We start from the raw sequence: 12,490 nt of genomic DNA on the forward strand, positions 1-12,490 counted from the left end.
GATCATTCGGGCTTCGGCGGCGTGCTCAGTATCCGGCAACCGGGTCCACGAGGGCGGCCAGCGCCTCGCCCTTCGCGAAGCGGGTCACGTTCTTGGAGACGTGATCCGCGAACGCGGCGGGGCGAACGCCTGGCGGATTGGAATCGTGGGGTGTGATGATCGCATTCGTCAGATCCCACAGAGGGTGACCGTCCGGGAGAGGTTCAGGATCGGTGACGTCGAGACCGGCGCCGCCGATCTGTTCGGACTCGATCGCCTCGACCAACGCATCGGTGTCGACCAGTGATCCGCGCGCGACATTGATCACCCAGGAATGGGGTTGCATCGCCGCCAACTGCGCACGGCCCACGAGGTGACGGGTGGCCGGGGTGGCGGGCGCAGCAATCACGAAGTGATCTGCGCGAGAATATATTTCATCCATTCTGGATGCGGGGTACGTCGAGATCGCCCCGGGGACCGGGCTACCGGAACGATTGACTGCGAGGCTGTCCGCCCCCTGCGCGGCCAGCATCGGAATCAGCGCGCGGCCGATACCGCCTGCGCCGATGATCGCAACCGTCGAACCACGAAGGGTGCCGATCTTGGGAAAGAACTCGAACTGACGCCACGTTCGAGCTTCGATGTGTGCAGGCAAGTGACGAACTCCGGCCAAGAGAAGCATGAGCGCATGCTCGGCCACCGACGCCGAAAATGCACCGGCCGCCGAGGTCCACGTAATATCTGTGTCCTTCGGAATCACACCGGAGTCGAACCAATCCTCGATTCCCGCCGACGGAAGCTGCACCCACCTGACCGACGCCGGTAACTCCGACGGAAATGTTTCGGGTGAGCCCGCCCAGATCAGGGCGTCGGCAGTGTCGATCGGACTGATCAGACCACCGCCCCGAAGCACCGCGCTGTCGAGCAGTGCATCGGGGACGGGGCCGATCGCTACGCGTGGAGAGGTGTCAGTCGCCATGACTAGACGCTACGCGGGGACCTCCACCAGTGGGTAGACACCGTTCTCGTCGTGTACCTCACGCCCGGTGACCGGCGGATTGAACACGCACAGCATGCGCATCTGCGTGTCGGGCTCGACGCGATGACGCTCATGGCCGTTGAGCAGGTACATCGACCCCGGTGCGAGATCGTATTCCTTGTCGTTGTCGAGGTCGATCAGCTTGCCGGTGCCCTCGACGAGCCAGACAGCCTCGACGTGGTTGGCGTAATGGAACTCGTTGACCGAACCCGCCTTGATGGTGGTCTCGTGGAACGAGAACCCGACGCGGTCGCCGCCGAGGACGATGCGCTTGCTGCGCCAGTTGCCGTCCTCGCTCGTGATGTCGCGGTCGGTGTCGGTGATCTCGGTGGTGGTGCGAACGATCATGGGAGAGTCCTTCCTCTAGCTGCAGACCTTGAGTGTCGCCTCGGCCAGGATGGAGAGGCCGTGCTCGAGCTCGTCGTCGGTAATCGTCAGTGCGGGAAGCAGTTTCACAACCTGGTCGGAGGGTCCGGAGGTCTCGGCGAGCAATCCCTCGTCGAATGCCAGCTGGCAGACCTTTCCGGCGCGCTCCGGCTGGTCGAAGACCAGGCCCTGGACCAGGCCGCGTCCGCGGTGAGAGACCTCGCCGGGGAACTGATCGGAGAGATTGGCGAAGCATTCGCTGATGCGTGCGCCCTTCTTCAGCGTTGTCTTGGTCAGTGCGTCGTCGGACCAGTAGTGGTCGAGTGCCACCTTGGAGGTGACGAACGCCGGGTTGTTGCCACGGAAGGTGCCGTTGTGCTCGCCCGGTCCCCAGACGTCGAGTTCACGCTTGAACAGCGTGAGCGCCATGGGCATTCCGTAGCCGCTGATCGACTTGGACAGTGTGACGATGTCGGGAACGATTCCGGCCTCTTCGAAGGAGAAGAACGGGCCGGTACGGCCGCAACCCATCTGCACGTCGTCGACGATCAACAGGATTCCGCGATCCGAGCACAGTGTTGCCAGCGCCCGAAGCCATTCGGGGCGAGCGACATTGACGCCACCTTCACCCTGCACGGTTTCGACGATCACTGCCGCGGGGCGGTTGATACCACTGCCGGAATCATCGAGAACGCGGGAGAACCACTGGAAGTCCTCGGTGACGCCGTCGAAGTAGTTGTCGAAGGGCATCGGTGTCGTGTGCACGAGGGGGACACCGGCGCCCGCGCGCTTCATCGAGTTACCGGTCACGGAGAGTGCACCAAGTGTCATTCCGTGAAATGCGTTGGTGAAGTTGATGACTGCCGAACGTCCGGTGACCTTGCGAGCCAGCTTCAATGCAGCCTCGACGGTGTTCGAGCCGGTCGGGCCGGGGAACTGGACCTTGTAGTCCAGGCCGCGTGGCTCGAGGATGTTGCGCTGAAAGGTCTCGAGGAATTCGCGTTTGGCGACAGTGGACATGTCGAGGCCGTGCGTGATGCCGTCGTTCATGATGTAGTCGACCAGTGCGGATTTGAGCACCGGGTTGTTGTGACCGTAGTTGAGTGCGCCGGCGCCGGCGAAGAAATCGAGGTAGTCGCGTCCGTTCTCGTCACGAATCCAGGATCCGGATGCGCTGGTGAACACTGCGGGCCAGTCACGGCAGTAGCTGCGAACCTCGGACTCGAGGGTTTCGAAAATGCTTGCTTCGTTGATATTCATATCTTCTTTGTTCCTCCGGGGCATGCTGTATGCCGAGCGCGAAGTGCGCTAGGCGCCGATCGTGTAAAGATCTTCGGCTTCGTGTCCATCGGGAAAATCGTTGGGCGAGAACAAGGTCTGCCTGGTTATCGGTACTTCGCGTCGGCGTGCGAGCGCGGTGAAGAGTGCGATCGAAGCCTCGTTGTCGGGGCTGATCGTCGTCTCCAGATGTGTAACACCCAGTGGGGCAGTGCGATCCATCAAGTCGGACAGCATGCGGGCAGCAATTGCCTTGCCGCGCTGGTCTTCGTCGACCGCCACTTGCCACACGAACAGGGTTTCCTGCGCGCTGGGACGGGTATAACCGGAAACGAATCCGACTACGCGGCCGTCTACCTCTGCGACGATGGACGTCGCGCTGAAATCCCTGCACCACAACAGGTATGCATAACTCGAATTGAGGTCGAGCACCTTCGAATCACGTGCGATCTCCCAGAGCCGGACTCCGTCATCGATCTGTGGGCTTCTGAACAACACCGCGTCCGGCGCGGTGGTCGGGATAGCTCTCGTATCAACAGGCTTCATCGGTCATCTGAACGTAACAATCATTGCTGTCGAAGTCATGCAGATGTCCGTTTCGGGCCGTGTGGAACCCGTTGCGCCCCAGGTGAGGACATGAATGTGATGGTGCTCACATTATGTAACTTTTGCCGTTGTCGGAGCGACTATTTCGGGCAAAAACTCGCTATTTCGGGCTCGCGAGCGCCAACGGAAGTACGGAGTGAGCACCAGCCTGTCGAAGTGCGCGTGCGGCCATCGTGAAAGTCCAACCGGTATCGGCGATTGCGTCGACGAGAAGTATCGGTCCCTGGTGGATACTCATGTCCGGGACTTCCCAAACATCGACCAGTCCGGACACGCGATAGGCGGAGTTCGCTGCCGACACCGGAGGGTGGTCGGGGCGCAAGCGAAGGGTGCCCAGGTCGGTCAATCGCCCGACCTCGGCCAGCTTGGCAGCCAGGCTCGACACCAGCAACGGATGCGTCGTGGATTCGAGGGCCATGACACCGGTGGGGCGCTCGGCCCAATTCCAGGCCGCCAAAACGCTGATACACGCGCTGACCACAGCATCGGGTACCTCTGCGTCGGGACCGTCGAAAAGTGCGCGGAGACGTTGGCCCCAGCCCAGGTCCGACATCCGTCCGAGAATGCGCCCGGTTTCCGGGCCCTCGGTGATCTTCCCGGACAGCTTGACGCCCAGCTTGCTCAGGCCGGTCGGCCACATCTTGCGCGGCTCCAGGTCGAATCCGGGGCGCTGCAAGCGCGCCCGAGTCTCGTCGAGGGCGGCGGTGTCGACAGTGGTGTCGTAGCGATCGCCCGTGCAGTTGTCACAGCGACCGCACTGTGAGTTCTCCGAGGTCAGGCCCGGATCGTCGAGTTGTTCACGCAGGAAGGTCATTCGACACGTCGTGATGCTCTGGTATTCGACCATTGCGGCCTGCTCAGCCTGGCGAGCGTCGTCGAGTCGGCCGTAGCGCTCGGCGTCGTACACCCAAGGTTCGCCGGTGCTGATCCAGCCGCCCTTGACGCGTTTGACGGCGCCGTCGACGTCGAGGACTTTGAGGACCATCTCGAGACGCGTTCGATTGAGCTCCACCAGAGGTTCGAGTGCCGGTGTCGACGTGGCCTTTTCGGTGTCGAGGTGCTCGATGACGCTGCGGACGAGATGCTCGCGGGGGAAGGCGACCGAGGCGAAGTAGCTCCAGATCTGCTTGTCCTCGGCGCCAGGCAGCAGGATCACGTCGGCCCTGTCGGTGGAACGACCGGCGCGGCCCACCTGCTGGTAGTACGAGATCGGCGACGACGGTGCGCCGAGGTGTACGACGAACCCGAGATCAGGCTTGTCGAAGCCCATCCCGAGGGCCGAGGTGGCCACCAGAGCCTTGACACGATTGCCCAACAAGTCCTGCTCGAGGGATTCACGTTCGGTGGGATCGGTCTGGCCCGTGTAGGCGGCGACGGTATGCCCGCGTTCGGAGAGCAGGCTTGCGAGGTCGCGTGCGGCCGAGACCGTCAGCGTGTAGATGATGCCCGATCCCGGCAGCGTCTCGAGCATGTCGGCGAGCCAGGCAGCACGCGCCGTCGCCTCGGGAATGTGAACCACGGAAAGGTGAAGTGACTCGCGTTCCAGCCCGCCACGAAGTACGAGCGTCTCCTCGCCGCCGACGCCGAGTTGGGCGGACACGTCCTCGACGACGCGGTTGTTGGCCGTAGCCGTGGTCGCGAGGACGGGAATGCCTTCGCCGAGTTCGGCGATCAACGTCCTGATGCGCCGATAGTCGGGACGGAAGTCGTGTCCCCAGTCGGAAACACAGTGAGCCTCGTCGACCACTACCAAGCCGGCGTCAGCTGCCAGGGACGGAAGGACCTGATCGCGGAAGTCGGGGTTGTTGAGGCGCTCGGGGCTGACCAGCAGTACGTCGAGATCGTTGGCTGCGACGCGGGCGTGGATGTCGTCCCACTCGGTGACATTGCCCGAGTTGATGGTTGCGGCTCGCACCCCGGCACGCTCGGCAGAACTGACCTGGTTTCGCATCAGGGCCAACAAGGGAGAGACGATGACCGTGGGGCCGTGGCCTGTTGCCCGGAGCAGCTTCGCCGAGATGAAGTAGACCGCCGACTTGCCCCAACCGGTCCGCTGCACGACAAGCGCGCGCTTGCGCTGCACCACCAGCGCCTCGATGGCCGTCCACTGGTCCTCCCGTAGGCGGGCATCCGGCCCCGCGAGTTCGCGGAGCAGCCGCTCGGCTTCGTCGCGCATGGCTGGGGCAGTGGCGGTGGTCATGGACCCCATGGTGCACGACCCTGCCGACACGTGCGGGCTTCAGGCCTTGGCAACAGGTTCCTGCAGCTCGGTGACCCAGCCGTCGACATCCTCCGGGCACGCCAGCGTCACCTCACGGCTGGGGCCGGCATTGCGGTATCCCGCTGCGTCGATCCATTGAGCCAACGCCTGATAAGCGGGCAGGCAGTTGTCCATCGAACCCTTGTGTAGCAGCGAGGCCACGTGCTCTTCGGCCCGCAGGTCCACCACAGCGAACTCGTAGTCGCCATCGGGATCCGCGTCGACCGGTAGCGCCGCATGGACGACGACGTTCTCGTCGTCACCGGAATCCTCGTAGTAGGCGACAGCGGGTCCGATCGCGGCGATACCGGCACGATCCAAACCGGTACAAAGGCGCTCGTACAACCCGCGAACCACCGGTCCGATCGACGACGGATCCATCGTCTTGGCGGTACCGGTCAACTCCGCGACCCGCAGCGCCGGAACGGACTTGATCACAACCTCGTATGCGGACATCTGTCCCTCACTTTCGATGATGCGTAGGCGCGCCTGTACGTGCGCCAGTCGCGCGGTGTCTTCCTGGATTCGGGTTTCGAGTTCTGCTCGGCGAAGTGTGAGCATCCCGCGGATCTCGTCGACGGTGACCGCCGACTCCACCACTTGCTGGACCTGAGCCAGGGTCAGGCCCAACTCCTTGAGAGCGACGATGCGGTTGAGCAGCGCCAACTGGCCCGCGGTGTACGAGCGATACCCGCTGGATGCGTCGACCCTCGCGGGTGTGAGCAGGCCGATGGCGTCGTAGTGGCGGAGCATGCGCACCGACACACGACCTGCTCTCGCGAAGTCTCCGATGCTCAACATGGTTGCTCGCCCCGTTTCTCTCTCAACAAACCCGACACCTACAGGTTTACGACCTCACACGGTGTCAGAGTCAAGCCTGACGCTTCAGCACTTTCTCGATCGCAGCGCGAGCGGGTGACGACACCGAGGCACCGCGAACCGTCGTCGCCAGGCTTCCCGCCGTGGCAGCGAACTGCAGGGCGCGTTCCTGGTCCTGCACCCACTCCACGGCGAAGGCGCCGGTGAAGGCATCGCCTGCGCCGGTTGTATCCACGGGTGTCACGGCCGGGGAGTCGGCGTGGATTGTCTTCTCGCCCGACCTGAGATCCGCGCCGCCGGCCCCGAGCGTCGTGACGAGGTATCGGACGCGACCGGTGACCGCGGCCAACTGCTCCGACTCGGTCTGGTTGACGATCAAGATGTCGACTGCATCGATCAGTGGATCCGGAAGTTCTTGCACAGGAGACGGATTGAGGATGACCGTCGTCCCGTTAGCATGTGCGTGCTCGGCTGCTGCTGTAACTGTCTCGACCGGGATTTCGAGTTGGCACAGTAGAACGTCGGCGTGTGCGATCGCGTCGAGGTCTGCTTCTGACAACGAGGTGACCGAGGAATTGGCGCCCGGGACGACGATGATGTTGTTCTCCGCGTCCTCGCTCACGGTGATGGCGGCAACGCCACTCGGGCCGTCGACACTACGAAGCAATGCGGTGTCGACGCCGGCGTCTTCAAGCGTGTCTCGCAACTGCGTACCGAAACCGTCGTCGCCGACCGCTCCGACGAACGACACATCGCCTCCTGCCTTCGCGGCGGCGATGGCCTGATTACTGCCTTTGCCTCCCGCGGTTGTGGCAAAGGCAGTGCCGAGCAGTGTTTCTCCCGGAGCGGGAAATCTGGACACTGAGGTGGCCAGGTCCATGTTGATACTGCCGACGACGACGATTCGAGGCGTGCTCATACCTCGAGGTTATCGGCCTTCATTCTCTTTCGACGAACCTTGCGGATGATCCGACGTGCTTCCTCGTCGGTGGCGACGGAGGGCGGCGAACCGTCGAGTGGCTTGCGTGCCGTCTCGGGGATGAGCAGTACCGCGATACCGCCGATCACTGCGGCGATCATCATGTACATCGGCGCGACCAGGTTGCTGCCCGTTGCACTTTCGAGGGCGGTGAGCACCAGGGGAGTGGTTCCGCCGAAGATGGAGACCGCGAGGTTGTATCCGATTGCCAAGCCGCCGTACCTGATTCCGGTCGGGAACAGTGCGGGCAGCACGGACGGGAAGACTCCGACGAACAGCAGGAGCAATCCGCCGAGAATTGCGAGTCCCAGGAAGACCGTCACGTAATTGCCGACGCCGATCAACAGGTATGCGGGCAGGGAAAGGAGGAAGAATCCAATGAAACCGCTGAGCAACAATGGTTTACGCCCGACTCGGTCCGAGAACTTTCCGACGTAACTGATTCCCATCATCATCACGATCATGACGATGATCATCAGGACGAGTCCGTGGGATTCGTCGTAACCCAACGTGTTGGTCAGGTACGTCGGCATGTAGCTGAGCAGGCCGTAGTGAGCGATGTTGTACGTGGCCACGAGAACGATGCACAGGACGAGCGGTCGCCAGTTGTCGACGAGAGTTTCGCGCAGTTTCTTGCCGGTGGATTCGTCTGCGAGGGAGCGCTCTTCGGCCTGCTCCATCATCTGGAACGCAGGGGTTTCTTCCAAGCGCAGGCGGAGGTACAGACCGATGAGACCCAGCGGTCCGGCAATGAGGAAGGGGATGCGCCAGCCCCACTGGAGGAGGTCCTCGGCGCTGACGACGGTCTGGATGATCGTGACGATGCCCGCTGCCGCCACATATCCTGCCAGGGTGCCGAATTCGAGGAAGCTGGCGAAGAAGCCGCGCCGCTTGTCCGGTGCGTATTCGGCGACGAACGTACTGGCCCCGCCGTATTCGCCCCCGGTGGAAAAGCCCTGCAGTAGGCGTAGGAGTACCAGCAGGATCGGGGCGGCGATACCGATGGATTCGTAGCTCGGGATGAGGCCGATGGCGAAGGTGCTGCCCGCCATCAGAATGATGGTGGTGGCCAGGACTTTCTTGCGTCCGATGCGGTCACCGAGTGGACCGAAGAACAATCCGCCGAGTGGGCGGACGATGAAGGCTGCCGCAAAAATTGCAAAGGTAGAGAGGAGTTGAGCGCTGCCGCTCGCGTCCGGGAAGAACACTTTTCCGATAGTGGTAGCTAGATATGCGTAAACGCCGAAATCGAACCACTCCATGGCATTTCCGAGCATCGTCGCCTTGACAGCGCGCTTGACGGACGCATTGTCGGTGACGCAGACATCGGGTGATTCGGCCACTTCGAGAGCGCTGATCGAGTTCTCTGGTGTAGTCATGACATGCGCTCCCCAGCGCAATCATCGAACCGAGCGGGGCACGTACCTGATGCACGCATCTTTTCGTTGCCCACTCGCCGATGAGCCGGTCGGGAAATCGAGCGTCCGCGTGCCCTGTGGCTCGTTGCGACCCCCGTCGCACGGCTCTGGCCCGCGGCAGTGTCCGGAGCCCACAGGGCTCCGGACTACCGGCAAGTAAGACGCTTACGCTATCAAAGTTGTGCGCGGGAGCCGATTTTCGGGCTAGAAGGCACGGGCGTACTGCGACGGGATATGTGGTCCTACCTCGGCGTTCAGTTCCCGGGCCGCCCGGCGCGCCCAGTAGGGATCACGCAGCAGCTCACGGCCGAGGAGCACAGCTACGGCGCTACCGTCCTCGACGATCTTCTCGGCTTGTTCGGGTTCGGTGATGAGGCCCACGGCGGCGGCCGGTAGCAGGCTCTCGTTCTGCAGGCGACGGGCGAACGGAACCTGATATCCCGGTTTCACCGGAATCTGCGCCGCCGGTGAATTACCGCCGGTGGAGACGTCGACGAGATCGACTCCGTAGTCGGAGAGGATGCTGGCGAGGGCAACGGTCTGATCGGCGGTCCAGCTGTCGACCTCCAGTCCACGCTCTTCCGTCAGCCAATCCGTCGCCGAGACCCGGACGAAGAGCGGCAACTCGGCCGGCCACACCTCGCGGACTGCGCTCAGGATTTCCAGGAGCAACCGAATGCGGTTCTCGAAGCTGCCGCCGTAGCGGTCCGTTCGCTTGTTGCTCTCGGGGGAGAGGAACTGATGGATCAGGTATCCGTGAGCCGCGTGAATTTCCACGACCTTGAATTCGGCCTTCAATGCACGGGTTGCCGCCGCTGCGAAGTCCGCGACGACCTTTTCGATGCCCTCGGTGGTGAGCTCGACCGGATCGGCGAGATGACCGAACGGAACCGCGCTGGGAGCCACTGTCTGCCAGGAGAGACGGTCGTCGGCCGGCAGGCTCTTGCCTCCGCGCCACGGAACCTGCGTCGACGCTTTGCGTCCGGCGTGCGCCAGCTGAATTCCGGGCACTGCGCCGAAGTACGCGAGTTGCGCGTTGATCTCGGCGAAGGCTTGCGCCTGCGTGTCGTTCCAAATTCCCAGATCAGCTGCCGATATCCGGCCTTCGGGACTGACGGCCGTCGCCTCGGTGAGAATCAGGCCGGTGCCGCCGATCGCACGGCTCACCAAGTGCGTGCGATGCCACTCGTTGGGCACTCCGACCTGGTCGCCGATGACGTCAGCCGAGTACTGGCACATCGGTGCCATCCAGACGCGGTTCGGAATGGTGACGCCGCGCAGGGTCAATGGCTCGAACAACACACTCACGGATGGCTCCTGACTCGAAGAAGAAGGTCGGTGGGTGCAACAGTGCCTCGCGCCGGAATTGTTCCCCGGCGGTCCGCCGAAATGTTCCCCGGCGGTCCGTCGGAATGTTCCCCGGCGGTCCGCCGCAATGTTGTCCGGTGGTCACAGCCTTGTTCCGCCGAGCAGGCCGCCACGGTGGGTGGTTAATGTGTATTCATGACTGCTGTGACATCCAACGCAGAAACCGTCGACTCGAATGCGTCCGACACCAAGGCCGTCGTGCACGACGCCGCACGCCGAGCCCGTAAGGCTTCGCGCGTCCTGGCTCTGCTGACCACCGCGCAGAAGGACGCTGCGCTCCACGGCGCAGCCGACGCGGTACTCGCGGCCAGTGATCGGATTCTCGCGGCCAACGCTCTCGATATCGACACTGCGAAGGCCGGTGGCACCGAGGAATCATTGCTCGACCGCCTCCGGCTGACTGCTGACCGGATCGAGGGCATCGCTTCGGGTCTGCGTCAGGTTGCCGGGCTACCCGATCCGATCGGTGAGGTGCTTCGTGGTTCCACTCTGCCGAACGGCTTGGAGCTACGCCAGCAGCGCGTTCCGCTCGGTGTCGTCGGCATGGTCTACGAGGCTCGCCCCAATGTTACCGTCGACGCTTTCGGGCTGACTCTCAAGTCGGGAAATGCTGCGCTGCTTCGTGGTTCGTCCTCGGCGGTCAAGTCCAACGAAGCGTTGGTGGAGGCGCTGCGCGCGTCGTTGGTTGCTCAGGGGCTCCCCGAGGACTCCGTTCAACTTCTGCCGAGTGCGGATCGGTCGACGGTCACGCACCTCATCCAGGCCCGCGGGCTCGTCGATGTAGTCATCCCGCGCGGCGGTGCCGGCTTGATCAGCGCAGTTGTGCGTGATGCCACCGTGCCCACCATCGAGACCGGTGTCGGTAACTGCCACGTCTACGTTCACTCGGCCGCCGATCTCCTGATGGCCGAGAAGATTCTGCTCAACTCCAAGACCCGTCGGCCCAGCGTCTGCAATACAGCCGAAACCGTGCTGGTCGACGCTGCGATCGCCGAGACCGCCGTGCCGAAGCTGCTCCAAGCGCTCCAGATGCACGACGTCGTCGTGCACGGTGATCTGCCGGGACTGGTCCCCGCCACCGAGGACGACTGGTCGAAGGAATACCTCACCCTCGACGTCGCTCTCAAAGTCGTCAAGGACTTGGACGCTGCCGTCGAGCACATCGACCAGTACGGAACGGGCCACACCGAAGCCATCGTGACGTCCGATCTCTCGGCTGCCCGCGAGTTCACCGCTCGCGTCGACGCCGCCGCCGTGATGGTCAACGCGTCGACTGCCTTCACCGACGGTGAGCAGTTCGGATTCGGCGCCGAGATCGGCATCTCCACCCAGAAACTGCACGCGCGTGGCCCCATGGGGTTGCCGGAACTGACGTCCACGAAGTGGATCGTCTGGGGCGACGGGCACACCCGACCCGCCTGAAAAGTTCACCAGACTTGCCCCACCCTTTTTAGGAGTTAACCGTGGACCGAGCTCTTCCCGATACAACACCGTTCTTCTCGAGCGTCGACGACGTGATCGAGCGTTTGGCCGAGACGGGTTACCTGTCCGACAAGGGCACTGCAACGGCAGTGTTCCTTGCCGACCGACTGGGCAAGCCCCTGCTCATCGAGGGACCAGCCGGTGTCGGTAAGACCGAGCTGGCGCGCGCGGTAGCCCAGACGACAGGCGCCGAGCTGGTACGTCTGCAGTGCTACGAGGGTGTCGACGAGGCTCGTGCGCTCTACGAGTGGAACCACGCGAAGCAGATCCTGCGGATCCAGTCGGGCGGGGCGAGCGGAGCGAGGGGTGATGTCGCGGTCGACCACAGCTGGGATTCGACGAAGGCGGACGTGTTCTCCGAGGAGTTCCTGCTCGCACGTCCACTGCTCAAGGCCATTCGCCGCGAGGACCCGACGGTGCTGCTGATCGACGAGACGGACAAGGCCGACGTCGAGATCGAAGGCCTGCTCCTCGAAGTCCTCAGCGATTTCGCGGTCACGATTCCCGAGCTCGGAACTATTACCGCTACCCGCAAGCCCTTCACTGTGTTGACCTCGAATGCCACTCGCGAACTCTCCGAGGCACTCAAGCGTCGTTGCCTCTTCCTGCATCTCGACTTCCCGGATGCGGACCTCGAGCGCCGCATCCTCGCCAGTCGGGTGCCGGAACTGCCCGAAGCGATTGCCGAGCAGTTGGTCAACACCATTCGTGTTCTTCGCGGAATGCAGCTCAAGAAGGTCCCTTCGGTATCCGAGACCATCGACTGGGGCCGCACACTCCTGGCTCTGGGCATGGACACTCTCGACGACGATGCCGTTCGCGCCACGCTCGGCGTGATCCTCAAGCACCAGTCGGACCAGGTGCGTGCCGCCGCTGAACTTCGGCTGAACTGAGGT

At 63.2% G+C, this 12,490-nt stretch carries 11 protein-coding genes; 2 read left to right on the forward strand and 9 right to left on the reverse strand.

What is annotated here, in order from left to right:
* Positions 1-25: 25 nt before the first annotated feature.
* The 9 genes from ACFWEM_RS25135 to ACFWEM_RS25175 form a co-directional block, all read right to left on the reverse strand.
* Positions 26-958 carry a D-isomer specific 2-hydroxyacid dehydrogenase family protein gene (locus ACFWEM_RS25135; protein WP_214881327.1) on the reverse strand — a complete coding sequence of 311 codons (933 nt, stop codon included), beginning with the start codon at positions 956-958 and terminating at the stop codon, positions 26-28.
* Between the two features lie 9 nt (positions 959-967).
* Positions 968-1,366 (reverse strand): ectoine synthase, encoded by a 399-nt coding sequence (locus tag ACFWEM_RS25140; RefSeq protein ID WP_378538074.1) that lies wholly within the window; start codon positions 1,364-1,366, stop codon positions 968-970.
* A 15-nt stretch (positions 1,367-1,381) separates the two neighbouring features.
* Positions 1,382-2,644, reverse strand: a complete 1,263-nt coding sequence (gene ectB / locus ACFWEM_RS25145; RefSeq protein ID WP_378538076.1) for a diaminobutyrate--2-oxoglutarate transaminase — start codon at positions 2,642-2,644, stop codon at positions 1,382-1,384.
* 48 nt (positions 2,645-2,692) lie between these two features.
* Positions 2,693-3,208, reverse strand: coding sequence for a diaminobutyrate acetyltransferase (ectA, locus tag ACFWEM_RS25150; RefSeq protein ID WP_003944572.1), 516 nt, complete (start codon positions 3,206-3,208; stop codon positions 2,693-2,695).
* Positions 3,209-3,368: 160 nt separating this feature from the next.
* Positions 3,369-5,468: a RecQ family ATP-dependent DNA helicase gene (locus ACFWEM_RS25155; RefSeq protein WP_378538079.1), complete on the reverse strand. Its 2,100-nt coding sequence runs from the start codon at positions 5,466-5,468 to the stop codon at positions 3,369-3,371.
* A 39-nt stretch (positions 5,469-5,507) separates the two neighbouring features.
* Complete coding sequence (locus ACFWEM_RS25160; RefSeq protein ID WP_378538082.1) at positions 5,508-6,329, reverse strand: MerR family transcriptional regulator; 822 nt, start codon at positions 6,327-6,329, stop codon at positions 5,508-5,510.
* Positions 6,330-6,399: 70 nt separating this feature from the next.
* Positions 6,400-7,266, reverse strand: a complete 867-nt coding sequence (locus tag ACFWEM_RS25165) for a ribokinase (protein ID WP_378538085.1) — start codon at positions 7,264-7,266, stop codon at positions 6,400-6,402.
* Complete coding sequence (locus ACFWEM_RS25170) at positions 7,263-8,705, reverse strand: MFS transporter (RefSeq protein ID WP_378538087.1); 1,443 nt, start codon at positions 8,703-8,705, stop codon at positions 7,263-7,265. Before ACFWEM_RS25170 ends, ACFWEM_RS25165 begins: the two co-directional genes overlap by 4 nt.
* 243 nt (positions 8,706-8,948) lie before the next feature.
* Positions 8,949-10,052, reverse strand: coding sequence for an NADH:flavin oxidoreductase/NADH oxidase (locus ACFWEM_RS25175; protein ID WP_378538089.1), 1,104 nt, complete (start codon positions 10,050-10,052; stop codon positions 8,949-8,951).
* 195 nt (positions 10,053-10,247) lie between these two features.
* Between ACFWEM_RS25175 and ACFWEM_RS25180 the strand changes: the two genes are divergently transcribed.
* Together ACFWEM_RS25180 and ACFWEM_RS25185 are read left to right on the forward strand one after the other, a co-directional pair.
* Positions 10,248-11,534, forward strand: coding sequence for a glutamate-5-semialdehyde dehydrogenase (locus ACFWEM_RS25180; protein WP_378447869.1), 1,287 nt, complete (start codon positions 10,248-10,250; stop codon positions 11,532-11,534).
* A gap of 41 nt (positions 11,535-11,575) precedes the next feature.
* A complete protein-coding gene (locus ACFWEM_RS25185) occupies positions 11,576-12,487 on the forward strand; it encodes a MoxR family ATPase (protein WP_019749056.1) in 912 nt (303 codons plus the stop codon).
* The last annotated feature ends 3 nt before the right edge of the window (positions 12,488-12,490 follow it).

Origin of the sequence: Rhodococcus sp. NPDC060176 (assembly GCF_042728675.1) — a bacterium.
Classification (GTDB): Bacteria; Actinomycetota; Actinomycetes; order Mycobacteriales; family Mycobacteriaceae; genus Rhodococcus_F.

What these genes read in the sequence shown, in the direction of transcription:
- ACFWEM_RS25135 (WP_214881327.1), bottom strand. Translation starts at nt 958, where the DNA reads ATGGCGACTGACACCTCTCCACGCGTAGCGATCGGCCCCGTCCCCGAT.
- ACFWEM_RS25140 (WP_378538074.1), bottom strand. Translation starts at nt 1,366, where the DNA reads ATGATCGTTCGCACCACCACCGAGATCACCGACACCGACCGCGACATC.
- ectB (WP_378538076.1), bottom strand. Translation starts at nt 2,644, where the DNA reads ATGAATATCAACGAAGCAAGCATTTTCGAAACCCTCGAGTCCGAGGTT.
- ectA (WP_003944572.1), bottom strand. Translation starts at nt 3,208, where the DNA reads ATGAAGCCTGTTGATACGAGAGCTATCCCGACCACCGCGCCGGACGCG.
- ACFWEM_RS25155 (WP_378538079.1), bottom strand. Translation starts at nt 5,468, where the DNA reads ATGACCACCGCCACTGCCCCAGCCATGCGCGACGAAGCCGAGCGGCTG.
- ACFWEM_RS25160 (WP_378538082.1), bottom strand. Translation starts at nt 6,329, where the DNA reads ATGTTGAGCATCGGAGACTTCGCGAGAGCAGGTCGTGTGTCGGTGCGC.
- ACFWEM_RS25165 (WP_378538085.1), bottom strand. Translation starts at nt 7,266, where the DNA reads ATGAGCACGCCTCGAATCGTCGTCGTCGGCAGTATCAACATGGACCTG.
- ACFWEM_RS25170 (WP_378538087.1), bottom strand. Translation starts at nt 8,705, where the DNA reads ATGACTACACCAGAGAACTCGATCAGCGCTCTCGAAGTGGCCGAATCA.
- ACFWEM_RS25180 (WP_378447869.1), top strand. Translation starts at nt 10,248, where the DNA reads ATGACTGCTGTGACATCCAACGCAGAAACCGTCGACTCGAATGCGTCC.